Origin of the sequence: Serratia sp. H1w (genome assembly GCF_000633355.1) — a bacterium.
In the GTDB taxonomy this organism is placed as follows: Bacteria; Pseudomonadota; Gammaproteobacteria; order Enterobacterales; family Enterobacteriaceae; genus Chania.
Genome location: NZ_AYMQ01000054.1, coordinates 152,751 through 170,620 on the forward strand (window position 1 = coordinate 152,751; position 17,870 = coordinate 170,620).

Below are 17,870 nucleotides of genomic sequence, written 5' to 3' on the forward strand. Positions count from 1 at the left end.
GTAGAAACTAAAGCCTAGCAGGAAACTGTGATGTTGCGATGAATTAACGTGCTGCCTGGTAAATGCGTTGGCTGACTTCCAGCGTAATGTCCTGATGCTCACCCAATGCGGTCATGCCGTGCTGATGCAGTTTGTCGATCAGCGCAGGGATGGAGCTACCGTCGAGCTGGTAGTCAGACAGGCGGGTTGGCACACCCATTTGTTCAAAGAAGGCACGGGTGGCGGCAATTGCACCGTCGATACGGCTTTCTTCGGAACCTTCACGCAGGCCCCAGACGCGATCGGCGTATTGCAGCAGTTTTTCGCGCTTCTGGGCTTTCTTCTCTACCAGCAGGGCAGGCAGGACGACGGCCAGGGTTTGCGCATGATCCAGACCGTGCATGGCGGTCAGTTCATGGCCGAGCATATGCGTTGCCCAGTCTTGTGGCACACCGGCACCGATCAGGCCATTCAGGGCCATGGTGGCGCTCCACATCACGTTGGCGCGTACCGCGTAGTTTTCCGGCTCGGCCAGCGCACGTGGGCCATCTTCCAGCAGCGTCAGCAGTAGACCTTCGGCAAAGCGATCCTGCACTTTGGCATCGACCGGGTAAGTCAGGTATTGCTCGATGGTGTGGACAAAGGCGTCTACTACGCCGTTGGCGATCTGGCGTGGTGGCAACGAATAGGTGACGACTGGATCCAGTACGGCGAACAGCGGTTGTACCAGTGGAGAGAAGAAGTGTTGTTTGTCACCGCTGCTCTTGCGTGTGATCACCGCACCGCTATTGGATTCTGAACCGGTTGCTGGCAAGGTTAGCACGCAGCCCATTGGTACCGCGCTGACGATCTCGCTGCCCACCGTTTTCAGGATATGCCAAGGATCGCGATCGGCCTGGTAGTCGGCCGCGGCCGCAATGAATTTGGTGCCATCAACCACCGAACCACCGCCTACCGCCAGCAGGAAGTCGATCTTTTCTGCCCGCACGATTTCAACCGCTTTCATCAGGGTTTCATAGGTCGGGTTAGGTTCGATGCCGGAGAACTCTTGCACGTTGCGGCCAGCCAGCGCGGAATACACCTGATCCAGCACGCCATTCTTCTTCACGCTGCCACCGCCATAGGTGATCAGGATGCGGGCGTCCGCCGGGATTTGTTTGCCTAATTCGGCAATCTGGTCTTTACCGAACAGGATTTTGGTTGGGGTATGAAGGATGAAGTTTTGCATGCTTGTACTCTCTATTGGCATCAGGGAAGCGCCAGAAGCGCAAAAATAACTGGAGTCTATTGTCAGTAACCTGGCCCGATCGCACAATGCACATTCCTGCCGGTGTCTTGCCTATTCCTACACTACACTGTAGAAAACGCCGCTTTATGGTTATTATCCGTGTCGAATTATTCAGACGACTAGAGGGCTTGCTGATGGAGAACGTAGAACTGCGCAGTCGTATGGCGCAACAGGCGCTGCGCTTTGCCGCCGCCAAAGGCTACAGCTCAACGCCCGTGCCGATGGTGAAGGTCTTGTATGTCGACGAGTATTGCCCGCGTCAGCCGGTGATGTATGAACCTGGTATTGTGATCATCTTTCAGGGTCACAAGGTGGGCTACTGCGGCAGCAAGATGTTTCAATACGATCCGAGCAATTACCTGCTGATGACGGTATCGCTGCCGTTTGAGTGTGAAACCTTTGCCAGCCCAGAACAGCCGCTGGTGGGGCTGGCGGTCAATATCGACACCCAAATGCTCCAGGATCTGCTGATCGATATCGGGGATGACGATTACTTGATGCAGCCCAGAGGCGAAAGCAGCGGCGTAAACCTCTCACCGCTGAGCGATGAAATGCTGTGTGCTACCGAACGTCTGCTGGACGTGATGGAGAAGCCGCTGGATGCTCGGGTGCTGGGGCCGCAGATTGTGCGCGAGCTGCTTTATCATGTGCTGCGTGGTAGCTGTGGTGCTTCGTTGCAGGAACTGGTTAATCGGCATACCCATTTCAGCCAGATCGCCAAGGCATTGCGGCGGATTGAAAACCAGTATGCCGAGAACCTCAACGTCGAGCAGTTGGCGTATGAGGTGAACATGAGCGTGTCGGCGTTTCACCATAACTTCAAGGCGGTGACCAACACCTCGCCGCTGCAATATGTGAAGTCCTATCGCCTGCATAAAGCGCGCTTGCTGATGGTGCATGACGGCCTGAAGGCCAGCACGGCGGCGATCCGCGTGGGCTACGAGAGTGCTTCGCAGTTCAGCCGCGAGTTTAAACGGCTGTTTGGCACCACGCCGAGCGATGAGATCGCCCGGCTGCGGGACAATAGCGTATTAATGCAGGGTTAACGCGTCAGCACGATTTTGCCGAACGCACCGCGATCGAGGTGATCGAGTGCCGCTGGCAATTGATCGAAGTGGTAACGTTGGTCGATGACCGGTTTGATTCCGTTGGCATCGACGGCACGTACCAGATCTTCCAGCGCGCGGCGGTGGCCTACGCCGATGCCCTGGATCTGCGGTGACTTCAACAGCAACAGGCTAGCCGGAATGGCAATATCAAAGCCCTCCAGCACGCCAATGACCGAGATACGGCCATGGATCGCCACGGCACGTAATGAGTTGACCAGATTGCTGCCGCCAACGGTTTCGACAATATGATCGATACCGCGATCTTGCGTCAGTGAGTAAATCGACTCCACCCAATCTTCTTGCAGGCGGTGAATGCCGTGATCGGCACCTAATGCCTTGGCACGTTGCAGTTTCTCTTCGCTGCCGGAGGTGACGAAGACCTGTGCCCCGTGGGCCTTGGCAATCTGTAGTGCAAACAGCGCAACGCCACCGGTGCCTTGTACCAGTACCGACTCTCCGGCACGCAAATGACCACGCTCAACCAGCGCGAACCAGGCCGTCAGCCCGGCGCAGGGCAGGGTGCTGGCCTGGGCATCGTCGAGGGTAGTGGGTGACGCAGTTAGCCAGGCTTCATCGACCACGACATATTCGGCCAGCATCCCCTGATAAAAACCGCCTAGTGAACGATAAGGCGGAGTGCGGGCATCACCGTTAGGCTTGCCGTCGATCCAATCCGGGTTAAAAGTTGAGATCACCCGATCGCCAGGGCGAAAACGTGTGCTGCCACTCCCCACCGCATCTACTACGCCCGCCATATCCGAGGCAGGGATAAACGGCAGCGGCAGATCCAGCGGCATGGTGCCTTCGATCACCATCTTATCGCGGTAGTTCAGCGCGACGGCGTTCACTTTCACCCGTACCTGATGTGGGCCGGGCTGCGGAATGGCGCTCTCGGTTAATTGCAGGTGTTCACGCCCTACGGCATTCATCGTCCAATGTTGCATGGTTTCGGCCATGATGTGCTCCAGATTGATTGACTGTGTCTGGAGATAATAGCGTTGATTTAAAATCACCAGTGGCGATAAGATTTCCCAGGATTGTTTCCTTAAAGGCTACAACAGATGAATGATCGATTAAGCGGTATTTCGGTATTGGTTAGCGTGGTGGAGGCGGGCAGTTTTGCGCTGGCGGCCAGCAGGCTGCATCTTTCCCGTTCGGCGGTGGGGAAAACCATTGCTCGGTTGGAACAGCGGCTGGGCGTGCGGCTCTTTCATCGTACCACCCGTAGTCTGAGCCTAACTGATGATGGAGTGTTGTTTTATGAGCATTGCCTACGGGCGCTGGAGGAGATCCGCATCGCAGAGAGCCTGCTGGAAAGCGGCAAGCAGCAGGTTAGTGGTCGTTTACGGGTTTCTATGCCGGTACTGGTGGGTCGGATGTATATTGCCCCGGTGTTAACCGCATTGGCGCGAGAACATCCAGGGTTGGAGCTCGATCTGTCATTCAGCGATCGCGTGGTGAATCTGATTGAAGAGGGATTTGATCTGGCGATACGTAATGGTGCTTTGCCGGACAGCGCAGGGCTGGTGGCGCGCAAATTAGGGGACAATCGCATGACCTTGTGTGCCTCACCGGAATATCTGGCCCGTTGCGGCACGCCGGATAACGTTGAGGATCTGGCACGGCATGATGCTATTTGTTATCGCTATGCTCATGCGATCCGCAGTTGGTTGATCCCGCAGGCAGATGGCACAACCCGTGAGGTCATGCTAAAAACACGTTTATTGATGGACGACTTACAGGCGGTTGCCGATGCGGCTGTGGCTGGTTTTGGCATTGCCTGGCTGCCATGCTGGTTAATCCGCGAGCCATTAATGCAAGGTCAGTTGCAACCTGTCCTGGGGACGGTGCCAGGGGAAGCTTTTGAGATGCATGCCGTCTGGCCGCTAACGCCGCATTTACCCTTGAAAGTGCGGCTGGCGGTGGATGCGCTGGTCAATCAATTGCCTGTTCGGATGACGCTATAGCCGCGTCATCCACCTCAGGCGGCGCGTTTCTTGCGCCAAATGACCAGCATTACGCCTAGCAGCCCAAGGACTAACAGAACCATCGGCAGGATCATCAGCCCGGCCATCACCTGATCCTCATGCCGCTTAACCAACGGAATTTGGCTAAAGGCGTAGCCCAGTGTGACCACTGAAGTTACCCACAATAAGCCGCTGAGCCAGTTAAAGATCTGGAAACGGGCGCTATTTAGGCCCGAGATGCCGGCCATAGTTGGCAACAGCGTGCGGACAAATGCCAGGAAACGGCCAATCAGCAGCGCCATCAAACCGTGGCGGTTAAACAGCATGTGCGCGCGTTGGTGGTATTGGGCCGGTAACTGTAGCAGCCAGCCTTTTACCACCGAGGTATGGCCGAGCCATCGCCCTTGCAGATAGCTGAGCCAACAGCCAAGGCTGGCGGCGGCCGTCAGAATAATCAGCGTCGGCAGGAAGCTCATCACGCCTTTGGCAATCAAGGCACCGGCCAGCAGCAGCAGGCTATCGCCGGGCAGGAAGGACGCGGGTAATAAGCCGTTTTCTAAGAATAAAGTGGTAAAAAGGACGGCATAAACCACCCAAATCACGCTGGGATCGGCAAGTGCAGTAAAATCCTGCGTCCACAGTGCGTGAACAATCTCTCTTAATACATCCATTTTTCGTCCTGGGGTGCCTGGGCTGACTTTCTATAGGCTACCGTGCATTTATAGCCATGCTCACAAATGAATCTAGGCGACAGACATGCGCCGTGACCCTAGAGCACAGTTATAGTGTACCGCTATTAGCTTAAGTGGACATTAAACAGAGTGCAGAAATGTGCCGAAGGCTGAAAAACTCGGAAAAGGTGTGGGTGAATGGGTGAGTAATCAGGAAAAAATATCATAAAGCTTCACGTCTTGCCGTGCGATTTTTGTCTAGCTGCTCATCATCGATCGGTAATCTCTCAGGGGGCGCTCAAGTGAATTATTCACGTTGTTTATGTCCTGTTGGCGCAAAAATCGGCAGCCTGAGTGATGACTTTGTTAGCGTATTGGGGGAGCAATGTTATGCTAAATGACCCGCAAACCCTGATAGTGACTGGGGTTGTATCATTTTTTGCCCGTCGATGCGTTATTCAGTAAATAATAATGATAACTACTATCAATCCCTGATTGGTTTGATATGATCGCACGCTGAATTCTTCCTTAAATGTTGAAATGGGTGGAGGCACAGCGTGAAAACGGCTGGCAAAATGACAAATCAAAGTGCTCAGGGCGCAGGCCGTGGGCAATGGGGCGCATTGGGGCGCAGTGTGATCGCCTCACTGGTATTGATGGTGGGGTTGGCGGGTAACGCTTTGGCGGCACCGGCCACTGCACCAGCAGTTGCTGAAAGCGTTGCTGCGGCAACGGCACCGGCTGCACCCGCCACGGTAACCCCAGTGGCGGGTAGCCCGGAGACTACCTCCCCGGTTAATCCTGAACCGACTATCCAACCGCCAGAAACTCGCGGCATGGACCTTTCCGTCTGGGGCATGTATCAGCACGCCGATATCGTGGTGAAAATCGTGATGATTGGCCTGGTGCTGGCGTCTATCGTCACCTGGACCATTCTGTTTGCCAAAGGCTGCGAACTGTTCCGTTCCAAGCGCCGTCTGCGCCGTGAGCAATTGGCGCTGGCCGATGTGCGCTCCCTGGACGACGCCTCAGAACTGGCACAAAGTTTCTCGGAAGAGAGCATCAGTGCGGTGCTGCTGCAAGATGCACAGAACGAGCTGGAATTGTCGGCGGCCTCTAACGACAACAACGGGATTAAAGAGCGTACCGGCTTCCGTCTGGAACGTCGCGTAGCGGCTTATGGTCGTCAACTGGGGCGCGGTAATGGCTTCCTGGCAACCATTGGTGCTATCTCACCGTTTGTCGGCCTGTTCGGTACCGTATGGGGCATCATGAACAGCTTTATCGGTATCGCCCACTCGCAAACCACCAACCTGGCGGTCGTTGCACCGGGTATTGCGGAAGCCCTGCTGGCTACCGCGCTTGGTCTGGTTGCGGCGATCCCTGCGGTAGTGATCTACAACATCTTTGCTCGCGTTATCGGCGGCCACCGTGCTCAGGTGGGTGATGTGGCGGCGCAGGTTCTGCTGCTGCTGGGCCGCGATTTGGATCTGGCGGCCTCGGCCGACGCCAAACGTTCCCAGCATGCGCATCAACTGCGAGTGGGGTGAGTTATGGCGATGCGCTTAAATGAAGATCTGGACGACAGCGGCGAACTGCATGAAATCAACGTGACGCCGTTTATCGACGTCATGCTGGTGCTGTTGATCATCTTTATGGTGGCTGCGCCGCTGGCAACGGTAGATATTCGTGTTGACCTGCCTGCTTCTACCGCTAAACCTCAGCCGCGTCCGGAAAAGCCGGTGTTCCTGTCGGTGAAGGCAGACAAGCAGCTGTATGTCGGTGATGAGCCGGTAACGGCGGAACAACTGACAGCGGTGCTGGATCAACGCACTCAGTCGAATAAAGAAACCACCATCTTCTTCCAGGCGGACAAGACCGTAGACTATGAAACGCTGATGAGCGTGATGGATACGCTACGCAAAGCCGGTTACCTGAAAGTGGGGCTGGTGGGGATGGAAGGCGTTGCCAAGTAACGCTGCACAACGCGGTTAAAAACATCCGAAGGGGCTATTTAGCCCCTTTTGACTGCTGAAAAATCCTCGAACTGCTTCCTGCTCGATTGTCATTTCTACACCCACCTCTTTTTTATCTCATATCCCGCTAATGCGCTGCCCTTTGCATACCCAACGGTCGCCAAATTTGTGTTTCATCCGCTTAGAAAATATCCCGCCAGAAGTATGGAGAAATTGTGAATTTACGCTTTCCTGCGTTTAAACAGTAATAATTATCATTACAATTCTCAATTACAAAAATGGTTACAATTATTATTAACTACTTTAAGTAAAAGGGATTATTTCGATGGTTATACCTGACAACAACAGACTGCGACCTTGTGCAATCCTGCTGGCTGGGCTTTTCAGTACCGCCGGGATTGCGGCGGAGGAAGCCCCTGCGGAGGATAACGAAACCATGGTGGTGCGTGCCACCGCCGCTGAAGAACTGAAGCAGCAGCCAGGGGTTTCGATTATCACTGCCGAAGATATACGCAGAACGCCACCGGTAAACGATCTTTCCGACATCATCCGCAGAATGCCGGGTGTCAACCTCACCGGTAACAGCGCCAGCGGTAGCCGCGGCAATAATCGACAGATTGATATCCGGGGAATGGGGCCAGAAAACACCTTGATCCTGATTGACGGTGTGCCAGCCACCTCCCGTGATTCAGTGCGTTACAGCTGGCGTGGTGAGAGGGATACCCGTGGCGATACCAACTGGGTACCCGCAGAGATGGTTGAACGTATTGAGGTGTTGCGTGGCCCTGCTGCAGCTCGGTATGGCTCAGGTGCGGCAGGGGGCGTGGTTAATATCATTACCAAACGCCCCACCAAAGATTGGCATGGTACGCTCTCGCTGTTTACCAACCAGCCAGAAAATAACAAGGAGGGGGCAACCAATCGCGCCAACTTCAGCCTGAGTGGCCCACTGGTCAGTGATGTGCTGACCATGCGTCTGTTCGGTAACATCAATAAAACCGATGCCGATGCCTATGATATCAACACCCAACAAAACGGCTCCTATGCCGCAGGCCGCGAAGGGGTCAGGAACAAAGACATTAACACCTCGCTTGCCTGGAAAATCAATCCGCAGCAGATCCTCAACTTTGACTATGCCTACAGCCGCCAGGGCAATATCTACGCTGGCGATACCCAGTACAGCAATGGTAATCTCAGCCCGGGCGATCTGGTGGCTTCACTGTATGGTCAGGAAACTAACCGGTTGTATCGCCAGACCTATGGCATTACCCATAATGGTATCTGGGACTGGGGCCAATCCCGCCTGAACTTCAACTATGAGAAAACCAACAATACCCGTCTGGCGGAAGGCACCACTGGCCGCGTTGAGGGCATGATCAACGACGACACCTATAACACCAGCAGGTTGGAGAATTATCGTGCCGGGGGTGAGCTGAACCTCCCGCTGGATCTGCTGTTCGAGCAAAACGTCACGCTAGGGGCTGAGTGGAACCGCGAAGAACTCAACGATCCATCCTCTATGCAGATGACGGATGTCAGCGGGGTCGTCATTAATGGCGTCTCTGGCGATCCCTCAGAGCGCAGCGCTAAAAACAGTGCCGAGATCGGCGCCCTCTATTTTGAGGACAATATTGAGCCGATAGAAGGCACCTTCGTGATCCCCGGCCTGCGTTTCGATTATCACAACAAATATGGCGCTAACTGGAGCCCAAGCCTGAACGTTTCGCAGGAGTTAGGCGAGTATTTCAAACTGAAGGCGGGTATTGCCCGGGCATTTAAAGCGCCGAACCTGTACCAATCCAGCGAAGGCTATCTGTTATCTACCCGTGGCAATGGATGTCCGAAGGACATTGCTACTGGCAGTTGCTATCTGCTGGGCAATAACGATTTGGAGCCAGAAATCAGCGTCAACAAAGAGATCGGCCTGGAGTTTACCTGGGCGGGTTACGATGCCGGTATCACCTACTTCCGCAACGATTATAAAAATAAGATCGTGGCGGGCACCGAGATTGTTGGCATTGCATCTAACGGTTACAACATCCTGCGTTGGGAAAACGGTGGTAAGGCGTTGGTTGAAGGGCTGGAGGCTAACCTGGTGGTGCCCGTGGTTGAGGATATGCTCACCTGGCGCACCAACGCGACCTATATGATCACCTCCGAAAACAAGGATACCGGCAACCCTCTGTCGGTGATCCCGAAATACACGGTGAATACCCTGCTGGATTATCAGGTCACCGATAAGCTGTCTACCAACCTGAACTGGACGATGTATGGCCGACAGAAACCGCGTGAATATGCCGAGATCCGTAATGAAGCTGGCACGCTCTCCACTCAGGAGGTCGGGGCTTATTCGGTGGTGGGCATTGGCGTCAATTATGATCTGATGAAGGATCTGAGCCTGAAAACCGGCGTCACCAACCTGTTCGACAAGCAGATCTATCGTGAAAACGAAGGGGCTTCGACCTACAACGAACCGGGCCGGGCCTATTACGCTGGCCTGACCCTGTCGTTCTAATCATCGACTAATTCAACGGGCGCAGCATGCTGCGCCCCTACCAATTCAGCAGCATTAACCTACCCACGCGCATGTGCCGCAGCACGGGTGATTTGCTCATCGGTAGGGCGTACGCCGGTGTACAACACGAACTGCTCCAAGGCCTGTAAGGCGATCACTTCGGCCCCGGTAACCACCTGCAAGCCTTGTTCGCGGGCGTAACGGATCAGCGGGGTTTCCGCTGGCAGCGCCACCACATCGAAGGCGATCTTGGCAGCCTTGATGGTGGTCGATTCAAAGGATAACTGCTCGCTCTCGGTGCCGCCTGTCATGCCGATCGGGGTGACGTTAATCACCATCTCAACCTGCAAATCCCCAACCTCTGCTTGCCACTGATAGCCATACTGCACTGCCAGTGCCTGGCCTGCCTGTGGATTGCGCGCAATGATATGGCCGTTCTTGAATCCGGCATCGCGCAGGGCGGCAGTGACCGCTTTGGCCATACCACCGCTGCCACGCAGGGCAAACGAGGTGGTTGGGGGGATTTGGTATTTCGCCAGCAGTTTGGCGATAGCGATATAGTCGGTGTTATAGGCCCTCAGGAAACCGTCGTCGTTGACGATGGTATTGACCGACTCAATCGCCGTGGCCGAAGGATCCAGCTCATCAAGGAACGGAATACAGCTTTCCTTGAACGGCATGGAAACCGCACAGCCGCGGATCCCCAAGGCACGTACGCCACCGACCGCAGCCTGAATATCTTTGGTCGTGAATGCCTTGTAGATGAAGTTCAGATCCAGTTCCTGATACAGATAGTTGTGGAAACGGGTGCCGAAATTGCCTGGCCGACCGGCCAGTGACATACACAGCTGGGTATCTTTATTGATTTCACGACTCATGACGGGCCCTTAGCGCATTGAGATAGGTCCCTCGCTGGTTGGCAAGCATCCGGCGAGGATAATCGTTTCAGCTTACGCCAAAAGTCGCGTGATTGAGCACAAAATATTTTCCCTCTCCCCGTGGGAGAGGGTCAGGGTGAGGGGCTTATCCCAGTTTCGGATAGACCCCAGGCCCGATAGGCAGCCCCAGCGCGTACCACACCAATAGCAACAGGATCCAGACGGCGAAGAACACCAGCGGATACGGCATGATCAGCACGTAGTAGGTGCCGAGCTTGGCGTCCTTCAGGTAGCGTTGCAAAAAACCAAGGAATAACGGCAGGAACGGTGACATCGGTGCCAGGGGGAGCACGGAGGAGTCAGCGATGCGGAAAATCATCTGGGCAAAGGCCGGGTGAAAGCCCAACAGCATAAACATCGGCACAAAAATCGGGGCCAGGATCGACCAGATGGCGGAACCGCTGGCAATAAACATGCACAGGAAGGCGGACAGGAACATCAGGCCCAGGAACGCCGGTGCGCCGCTCATGCCGGCCGCCTCCAGCAGATCCGTCAGGCCGATGGCCATGAACTTGCCCATGTTGCTCCAGTTGAAGAACGCCACAAACTGCGACAACGGGAACACCATGACGATAAAGCCCGCCATATTCTTCATCGGTTCGACCAGGTGGTTGGGGATATCGTCCGGGCGGCGGATGCTCTTGGTGACCACGCCGTAAGTGATGGCGACGGTGAAGAAGAACAGGATGATGATCGGCACAATGCCTTTAATAAACGGGGAGGGGATCACCGAACCGGTATGAGGATCGCGCAGCGGAGCGCCTTCTGGTACCACCAGGGCGGCCATCACGGCGATAAACACCAGCGCGGCGATACCGCTCATCAGCAGGCCACGGTTTTGTAAAGGGGTGAGCGCTTCAAGTTTGTCTTCGGCAGTGCCTTGCCACTTTGGCAGCCGTGGCTCGACGAATTTATCCGTCAGCAACGCGCCGGTAATGGTCAGCACGATCACCGAGGTGGCCATAAAGTACCAGTTATCGATCACGCTGACGTGGATTGCGCCGTCCACCGCTTTGGCCGCTTCGGTACTGATGCCGGAAAGCAGCACATCGGTGGTGACAATCAGCAGGTTGGCGGTAAAACCCGAACCGACACCGGCGATCGCGGCCAGTAGCCCGGCAATCGGGTTACGACCGACGGCCAGGAAAATCAATGCCCCCAGCGGCGGCATCACCACAAGCGCGGCATCGGAAGAGATATGGCTGAAGAAGGCGATAAACAGCACCATATAGCTGGCGTAGCCAGCGCTGACGTGGGACGCCATTTTGTACATCAGTGCCTGTAACAGGCCGACCTTTTCCGCCAGACCGGCACCGATCACCAGCGCCAGGATCGCTCCTAACGGGGCAAAGCCGCTGAAGTTGTGGATGATATTGGGGAAAATCCATTGCATTCCCTCCACGCTCATCAGATTTTTCACCTGGATCATTTCCCCGGTGGCCGGGTTCTTCACCACCAGACCCAGCCAGGAGATGAGCGCGGTGGCGAGCATTAACACCGCGATTAAATAAACAAATAACAGGAAGGGATTGGGAATTTTATTACCGATACGTTCTACCCAGTAAAAAATACGCCCAGGGCTTTTATTGGCGGAAGATGTAACCTCACTCATGATATGACCCTCGTGTCCGGTTTAAGATTTTTATTATTTTTTATCGTTAGGGTTGCCTGGCTCGGAACGGGAGCCAGGCCGGTCGGGCTTTACTTCAATGGAGACGGTTTCACCCCAGCAGGAATAGGGCACTGATAAGGCTGTTCGGCACGTTGCTGACGGAACTCCTCTTGGCAAGCTTCCAGCAGGACGTTATCGCTTAGCAGGGCGACGGCGGTGGCGGCCATCACCTTACCCGCCAGGCACATGCCTTTATGGGCAATGGAGGTGCGGCCTTGGGCGACCAACTGCCAGGTATGCAACGGCGTCCCTAAAGCAAAGCAGGGGCTGAAGCACTGAGCCGTGGGCGTAACCCAACTGACGTCGCCGACATCGGTCGAGCCATACAGTAATTCTTGTGATTCTACATACGGGGCTACCTCGTCCATCAACACCTTATCGCCCAACTGCCGTACCCATTGTTGCCCGGCTTCCCCGCCAGTACGTGAAATGTTCAGTTTGGCATTGCGCAGGTCATCCTTGCTGAGCGTTTGGCGGATCTCGGTGGCAAAACGCCGCTCTTCATCGCTGTAAGCAGGTAATCCGAAATCGCATACATACTGATACATGGCCTTTTCCAGGTGGCGATTGGGGACGTAGTTAGAGCAGGCTTTTTCAAACTGCACCGTCATCTGGGTGTCGGTCATCAGCGCTGCGCCTTTGGCAACGTTGACCAGACGCTGGTAGATGTCCTGAACTTGATCGAGCTGTGGGGCGCGTACCAGGTACAACACTTCGGCATCGGCCTGCACCACGTTAGGGGAACTGCCGCCAGTATTGGTGACGGCGTAATGCAATCGGGCTTCCTGCACGATATGCTCACGCAGGAAGTTGGCTCCGGTATTCATCAACGTTATGGCATCCAGCGCGCTGCGGCCAAGATGCGGCGAGTTGGCCGCATGAGCGGCGATCCCTTTGAAGCGAAACGCGGCCTGAATGTTGGCCAGGCTGCTGGTGTTGAACATGCCACTAAAACCTTCCGGATGCCAGGTAAGGGCGGCATCCACATCGGCGAACAGCCCTTCACGCACCATAAAGGTTTTCCCTGAGCCACCCTCTTCACCAGGACAGCCGTAAAAGCGTACCGTGCCGGTTAACTGCTGCTGCTCCATCCAAGCTTTTACCGCAAAGGCACCGGCTAACGCCGCGGTACCGAGCAGGTTGTGACCGCAGCCATGGCCATTGCCGTTTTCCACCAACGGGGCCGGTGTGGCACAGCCAGATTGTTGGCTCAGGCCAGCCAGCGCATCATACTCACCTAATAAGGCGATCACCGGATGGCCGCTGCCGAAGCTGGCGATAAAGGCAGTTTCGATACCGCCGACGCCGCGTTCAACCTGAAAACCTTCCTGCTCCAGCGCGCCTGCCAGTAACTCGGCGGAGTGGGTTTCGGTAAAGCGGGTTTCCGGGTGATCCCAGATCTCATCGCTCAAGGCACTGAAGCGGGCCTGGTGGCTATCGATGTAATGGTGGATAAAAGAGACCAGTTCCGTCGGTTTCATGATTTGCTCCCAAAAGTCGGTAGGTTCAGGGCCAGTGTGGCCAGCGTTTTCACTGCGACTGCCATGACGTGCTCGTCAAAATCGAATTTCTCATTGTGGTGCCCGGCGCTGAGTTCGCAGCCGAAGATGACGTAGGACGCTTGCCCGCCGTGAGATTTCACCCGTTCCATCATGTAGGTCGCGTCCTCTGAACCTGCTGCCTGTTCACGGCGATCGACCACCGAATCCAGCCCGCTGATGCCGAGCGCCTGGCGATGGATGTATTCCACCCAAGGTTGGGTTGGCTCACTGCTTTGCGCCGCGCCCATCAGGGATAGGTCATATTCCACCCCCTGCATGGTGGCAGCCCCTTGTATTACGTTGAGCGCTTGTTGGTAGACGAACTCGTTGATCTCATTGGTTGCGCCCCGCGTTTCTACCTTCATAAAGGCATGATCAGCGATGACGTTACGGCCGGTACCCGCCTGCAATACGCCAACGTTAATACGTGAGCTGCCTTCGCTATGGCGGGGGATGGCATAGAGCCCAATGCTGGCCTGCGCCGCCGCCAACAGAGCATTGCGTCCATCCTCCGGCTTGGCTCCGGCGTGGGAGGCAACGCCACGGAAAGTGACATCCAGCTTGGTGGTCGCCATAAAGCTGTCGCTGCCACACACCAGTTCCCCGGCCGGAACGCCGGTGCCGATATGCACGGCGGTAAAGAAGTCGACGTCATCCACCACGCCTGCTTCCACCATTGATTTGGCCCCGCGAGTCCCTTCTTCGGCCGGTTGGAAGATCAGCTTGATGCGGCCATGCAACTGCGGCTCCAGGTCTTTGAATACTCGTGCCAGACCCAGACCGATAGTGGTATGCCCGTCATGTCCACAGGCGTGCATCATGCCGCCATTGCAGGAGGCGAAGCCTTCACGGAAGGGCTGGTGGTCGGGATGCAGCAGTTCGTTGAGATCGAGCGCGTCCATATCGACGCGAAAGGCGATGGTGGGGCCGGGGCGGCCAGTGTCCATTGTGGCAACAATGCCGGTAAAACCGCCGGAAAAGTAGGGCAGCCATTTCGTCAAGGCACCCTGTTTGATAGCGCGTTGCTCTTGTTCCTCCAGGAGCTGTGCGGAAGGTAGCCCCATGCGGGCCTCTGCATTAATCACCTCGCGGCCTAGTTGCAACCGATAACCTAAACGATCCAACTCTTCGGCCACTAACGAAGCGGTACGAAATTCAAACCAGCCAGATTCGGCATGACGGTGAAAGTCACGTCGCCAGGTTTGCAGTTGCGGATACAGATCGGTCACCAACATTGAGAGCGGGTTGTTCATCGCGGTTTTCCATTAGTTATCACGCCTTGAAGCGTTTTCAGGCAGCAGTGGTGCGCTGACGAAGGTCAGGCAATTAAATTTAAATTTAATCTTTACGTATTTAGTTAATAAAAGGCCGTGAAAGGCACTTATCAGCGGCGATATTGCGGCTAAATAAGCGAAATGACGATTTGGTTATTTATTATGTTTTTTTCGAATGTACACAATGGTATCGGGTTAAATAAGATGCCAATATCTTGCTACTGATAAACAACGGTTATCATCAATCGCCTATGCCAGCCTCGATAAAATTGCACCAATTACGCGCCTTTGTAGAAGTCAGCCGTCAGGGCAGCATCCGTGCTGCCAGCCGTAGCTGTAACCTTTCCCAGCCAGCCTTGACCAAATCGATTCAGGAGCTGGAGGAGGTGCTGGGTGCCAAGCTGTTTGTCCGTCGCAGTAAAGGAGTGGTATTGACCGACTGCGGTGATAACTTTTTTCAGCATGCCAGCCTGATCCTCGAGGAGTTGCGGGTGGCGCAGGAGGATATTCAGCAGCGGTTAGGGCTGGCGGGGGGCACGGTCAATATCGGCGTCGGGGGCAGCGTTGCCCGCACGGTGATGCCGCAGGTGATCACCCAGTTTCACCGCGAATATCCCAACGTGAAGGTACGGATTGTGGAAGGACAACTGGTCTCGATGATCCCAGAGTTACGCCAGGGGGAACTGGATTTTACCATTAATACCTACTACCCCAGCAGCATGGACAATGAGTTGAGCTTTGAGCGATTGATGGAAAGAGAATACAAGGTGGTAGTACGCAAAGGGCACCCTTGTGAGAACGTCCGCTCGCTGAAGGCGTTGCAACATTGCGACTGGACCATGCCAACCCCTAATGGCAGTTATTACCGCCTGCTGCATGAACTGTTTGGTGATATGGGGATGGCACCGTCGATCAGCGTGACCTGCGAGACTTTTATGGCCTGTACCAGCCTGGTAGCGCAGAGTGACTTTGTCAGCATTCTGTCGGTCGATGTGATCTCCGATCCTATCCTGGGCCGCCATCTGGTGGCGCTGGAACTGGAAGAAGTCTTACCGCGAGCCACCTTCTACCTGATCCAGCGCAAGGATACGACGCTGACGCCTATGGGGGCCTACCTGGCTCGCCTGTTCCGGCAGCATTGCCGCTAACAGCTCCATTGGAGCCGTTATCGGCGGATGCAGACGATCAGTGGATTGGAAAAACCTTTGATAATAATGGCAGCGCTATCTTTGCTAGAGCAGATGTTTGACCGGGCGTGCTTGCTGCATTTGCAGGCAGTAAAAGAAAGAACGCGTTTTAGACTGCAACTGACTGCGCGTGAGCGGGATATTTTGCAGGGGATCAGCAAAGAGCTCACGCCCAGCCAAATTGCCAATAAACTGTCGCTTAGCGTCAAGACCGTCAGCACCCATAAACTCACGGCGATGCGTAAGCTGGGCTTCAAGCGTAATAGCGAATTATATTATTGGTTGCGGCAAGGGAGGCTGGCACTGGAAAAGAGTACGCGATAAAAAATACCGGGATCCGCAGGGCAGACCCCGGTAGTCAAAATTAGTCCCCTGCGGCCAAGCGGCTGGAAACCAGTGCTTCTTGTTGCGTGCTGGCAGCGCGGCTGGCCTGCTCTTCGCGGAACTTCAGGTTGTCCCACACCCGGAAGAATGGATAGTACATCACCAGCGAAATCGCCAGATTGACGATCTGCAAGATAGCCCCGGAGATATGGCCACCGGTGGCCAGATAGCCGCTGATCACGATCGGGGTGGTAAACGGCAGGGCGATCCCGGCCGGTGGCGCTACCAATCCGGTGGCCATGGCGCTGTAGGAAACGATCACCAGCACCACCGGCGTGGCAATAAACGGCACGACCAGATAAGGGTTCATCACCAGCGGGATGCCGAACACCAGCGGCTCACTGATATTGAACAGACAGCCCGGTGCGGCGATTTTACCCAACTGTTTCATCTGCGCGCTGCGGCTGCGGATCAGCATGAAGATCACCAGACCAAGCAGTGCTCCGGTGCCGCCAGGGGCGATCCACAGATCGTAAAACTGCTGGGTGATGATATGTGGGATCGGCAAGCCGTTCTGGAAGGCCTCCAGGTTTTCCGACATGTTCGCCAGCCAGACCGGGCGGATAAAGACCAGCACGATGGCATCGCCGTGCAGGCCTAGCATCCACAACACGCCAATCAGGATCACCGCGAAGATCATTCCCGGCAGCGAACCACCGACATGGCTCATTGGAATGCCGACCAGGGTAGAGATCAGCGTATTGATGTCGCCAAACGGTGTGGCCTCAACGATCAGGCGTAGCGCCAGCACCACCGCCAACACACAAAAGCCGGGGATCAGCGCCATAAAGGACTTCGCCACCGCGGGTGGAACGCCTTCCGGCATGCGGATCACCCAATTGCGGTTGCTGACAAAACGATAAATCTCGGTCGACAGCAGGGCGATAATGATCGCCACAAACAGCCCCTGGCTACCGACCAGCTTCATCGGCATGACGCCTTTGATAATCTGCTCGGCAGCGCCCTGTACGGGAGCAAACCAGGTATGCTGCGGCACCGTCAGCACAAAGGCCACCAGAGACACTGCACCGGTGGTGAGCGGATCGATGGTGCGGTATTTTTCCGCCAGCCGGTAGGCAATACCAAAGCTGGAGATGATCGCCATGATGTCGTAAGTGGCCTTCACCGGATACAGCACCTTATCCTGCCAGGTCGCACCAAACAGCTGACTCATCAGTTCGGCATAACCGGGAATTGGCAGATAGGCGAAGATCAGAAAGAACGAGCCAATCAGCATAAACGGCATGTTCAGAATGATACCGTCACGTACCGACAGCACGTGTTTTTGCCCGGCGACCTTCAGTGCTGCTGGCAGCACATATTTTTCAAGAATTGTTTTTCCCATTGACACAGGCACCCCTCTTTCCCG

Annotated in this window: 15 protein-coding genes; 7 read left to right on the forward strand and 8 right to left on the reverse strand. The window is 55.3% G+C overall.

Annotated elements, in window-relative coordinates:
• Nucleotides 1–43: 43 nt before the first annotated feature.
• Entirely contained in the window at nucleotides 44–1,207 is a 1,164-nt protein-coding gene (yqhD, locus tag U869_RS0112410) for an alcohol dehydrogenase (protein ID WP_025119912.1), read from the reverse strand.
• 221 nt (nucleotides 1,208–1,428) lie between these two features.
• Here yqhD and U869_RS0112415 point away from each other — a divergent pair, with 221 nt between their 5' ends.
• Complete coding sequence (locus tag U869_RS0112415; RefSeq protein WP_232785357.1) at nucleotides 1,429–2,313, forward strand: AraC family transcriptional regulator; 885 nt, start codon at nucleotides 1,429–1,431, stop codon at nucleotides 2,311–2,313.
• Here U869_RS0112415 and U869_RS0112420 read toward each other — a convergent pair.
• Complete coding sequence (locus U869_RS0112420) at nucleotides 2,310–3,332, reverse strand: NAD(P)-dependent alcohol dehydrogenase (protein ID WP_025119910.1); 1,023 nt, start codon at nucleotides 3,330–3,332, stop codon at nucleotides 2,310–2,312. The genes U869_RS0112415 and U869_RS0112420 overlap by 4 nt on opposite strands.
• Before the next feature lie 105 nt (nucleotides 3,333–3,437).
• Here U869_RS0112420 and U869_RS0112425 point away from each other — a divergent pair, with 105 nt between their 5' ends.
• On the forward strand, nucleotides 3,438–4,343 hold the full coding sequence (locus U869_RS0112425) for a LysR family transcriptional regulator (RefSeq protein ID WP_025119909.1): 906 nt from the start codon (nucleotides 3,438–3,440) through the stop codon (nucleotides 4,341–4,343).
• Nucleotides 4,344–4,357: 14 nt separating this feature from the next.
• Here the strand turns inward: U869_RS0112425 and U869_RS0112430 are convergent, their stop codons facing one another.
• On the reverse strand, nucleotides 4,358–5,014 hold the full coding sequence (locus tag U869_RS0112430) for a DedA family protein (protein ID WP_025119908.1): 657 nt from the start codon (nucleotides 5,012–5,014) through the stop codon (nucleotides 4,358–4,360).
• Between the two features lie 557 nt (nucleotides 5,015–5,571).
• On the opposite strand from U869_RS0112430, the gene exbB reads away from it, so the two are divergent.
• The 3 genes from exbB to U869_RS0112450 all read left to right on the forward strand — a co-directional run bounded on the left by exbB (nucleotide 5,572) and on the right by U869_RS0112450 (nucleotide 9,505).
• On the forward strand, nucleotides 5,572–6,564 hold the full coding sequence (gene exbB, locus U869_RS0112440) for a tol-pal system-associated acyl-CoA thioesterase (protein WP_081795913.1): 993 nt from the start codon (nucleotides 5,572–5,574) through the stop codon (nucleotides 6,562–6,564).
• A 3-nt stretch (nucleotides 6,565–6,567) separates the two neighbouring features.
• On the forward strand, nucleotides 6,568–6,990 hold the full coding sequence (exbD, locus tag U869_RS0112445; RefSeq protein WP_025119906.1) for a TonB system transport protein ExbD: 423 nt from the start codon (nucleotides 6,568–6,570) through the stop codon (nucleotides 6,988–6,990).
• A gap of 325 nt (nucleotides 6,991–7,315) precedes the next feature.
• Nucleotides 7,316–9,505, forward strand: coding sequence for a TonB-dependent siderophore receptor (locus tag U869_RS0112450; protein WP_025119905.1), 2,190 nt, complete (start codon nucleotides 7,316–7,318; stop codon nucleotides 9,503–9,505).
• Nucleotides 9,506–9,564: 59 nt separating this feature from the next.
• Here the strand turns inward: U869_RS0112450 and U869_RS0112455 are convergent, their stop codons facing one another.
• From U869_RS0112455 to U869_RS0112470, 4 genes are all read right to left on the reverse strand, one after another.
• A complete protein-coding gene (locus tag U869_RS0112455) occupies nucleotides 9,565–10,383 on the reverse strand; it encodes a shikimate 5-dehydrogenase (RefSeq protein ID WP_025119904.1) in 819 nt (272 codons plus the stop codon).
• A 145-nt stretch (nucleotides 10,384–10,528) separates the two neighbouring features.
• On the reverse strand, nucleotides 10,529–12,055 hold the full coding sequence (gene abgT / locus U869_RS0112460; RefSeq protein WP_025119903.1) for a p-aminobenzoyl-glutamate transporter: 1,527 nt from the start codon (nucleotides 12,053–12,055) through the stop codon (nucleotides 10,529–10,531).
• Between the two features lie 89 nt (nucleotides 12,056–12,144).
• Entirely contained in the window at nucleotides 12,145–13,596 is a 1,452-nt protein-coding gene (locus U869_RS0112465; RefSeq protein WP_025119902.1) for a M20 family metallopeptidase, read from the reverse strand.
• Entirely contained in the window at nucleotides 13,593–14,909 is a 1,317-nt protein-coding gene (locus tag U869_RS0112470; protein ID WP_025119901.1) for a M20 family metallo-hydrolase, read from the reverse strand. The genes U869_RS0112465 and U869_RS0112470 overlap by 4 nt, the downstream gene beginning before the upstream one ends.
• Before the next feature lie 272 nt (nucleotides 14,910–15,181).
• Here U869_RS0112470 and U869_RS0112475 point away from each other — a divergent pair, with 272 nt between their 5' ends.
• A complete protein-coding gene (locus U869_RS0112475) occupies nucleotides 15,182–16,078 on the forward strand; it encodes a LysR family transcriptional regulator (protein WP_025119900.1) in 897 nt (298 codons plus the stop codon).
• A gap of 66 nt (nucleotides 16,079–16,144) precedes the next feature.
• On the forward strand, nucleotides 16,145–16,441 hold the full coding sequence (locus U869_RS29395; RefSeq protein ID WP_232785355.1) for a response regulator transcription factor: 297 nt from the start codon (nucleotides 16,145–16,147) through the stop codon (nucleotides 16,439–16,441).
• Nucleotides 16,442–16,481: 40 nt separating this feature from the next.
• Here the strand turns inward: U869_RS29395 and celB are convergent, their stop codons facing one another.
• Entirely contained in the window at nucleotides 16,482–17,846 is a 1,365-nt protein-coding gene (gene celB, locus U869_RS0112485; RefSeq protein WP_025119898.1) for a PTS cellobiose transporter subunit IIC, read from the reverse strand.
• Nucleotides 17,847–17,870 lie beyond the last annotated feature (24 nt).

Coding starts and splice junctions, on each gene's coding strand:
- U869_RS0112430 (WP_025119908.1), bottom strand. CDS start 5,014: ATGGATGTATTAAGAGAGATTGTTCACGCACTGTGGACGCAGGATTTT.
- U869_RS0112450 (WP_025119905.1), top strand. CDS start 7,316: ATGGTTATACCTGACAACAACAGACTGCGACCTTGTGCAATCCTGCTG.
- exbD (WP_025119906.1), top strand. CDS start 6,568: ATGGCGATGCGCTTAAATGAAGATCTGGACGACAGCGGCGAACTGCAT.
- U869_RS0112470 (WP_025119901.1), bottom strand. CDS start 14,909: ATGAACAACCCGCTCTCAATGTTGGTGACCGATCTGTATCCGCAACTG.
- yqhD (WP_025119912.1), bottom strand. CDS start 1,207: ATGCAAAACTTCATCCTTCATACCCCAACCAAAATCCTGTTCGGTAAA.
- U869_RS0112425 (WP_025119909.1), top strand. CDS start 3,438: ATGAATGATCGATTAAGCGGTATTTCGGTATTGGTTAGCGTGGTGGAG.
- celB (WP_025119898.1), bottom strand. CDS start 17,846: ATGGGAAAAACAATTCTTGAAAAATATGTGCTGCCAGCAGCACTGAAG.
- U869_RS0112475 (WP_025119900.1), top strand. CDS start 15,182: ATGCCAGCCTCGATAAAATTGCACCAATTACGCGCCTTTGTAGAAGTC.
- U869_RS0112455 (WP_025119904.1), bottom strand. CDS start 10,383: ATGAGTCGTGAAATCAATAAAGATACCCAGCTGTGTATGTCACTGGCC.
- U869_RS0112420 (WP_025119910.1), bottom strand. CDS start 3,332: ATGGCCGAAACCATGCAACATTGGACGATGAATGCCGTAGGGCGTGAA.
- U869_RS29395 (WP_232785355.1), top strand. CDS start 16,145: ATGGCAGCGCTATCTTTGCTAGAGCAGATGTTTGACCGGGCGTGCTTG.
- U869_RS0112465 (WP_025119902.1), bottom strand. CDS start 13,596: ATGAAACCGACGGAACTGGTCTCTTTTATCCACCATTACATCGATAGC.
- abgT (WP_025119903.1), bottom strand. CDS start 12,055: ATGAGTGAGGTTACATCTTCCGCCAATAAAAGCCCTGGGCGTATTTTT.
- U869_RS0112415 (WP_232785357.1), top strand. CDS start 1,429: ATGGCGCAACAGGCGCTGCGCTTTGCCGCCGCCAAAGGCTACAGCTCA.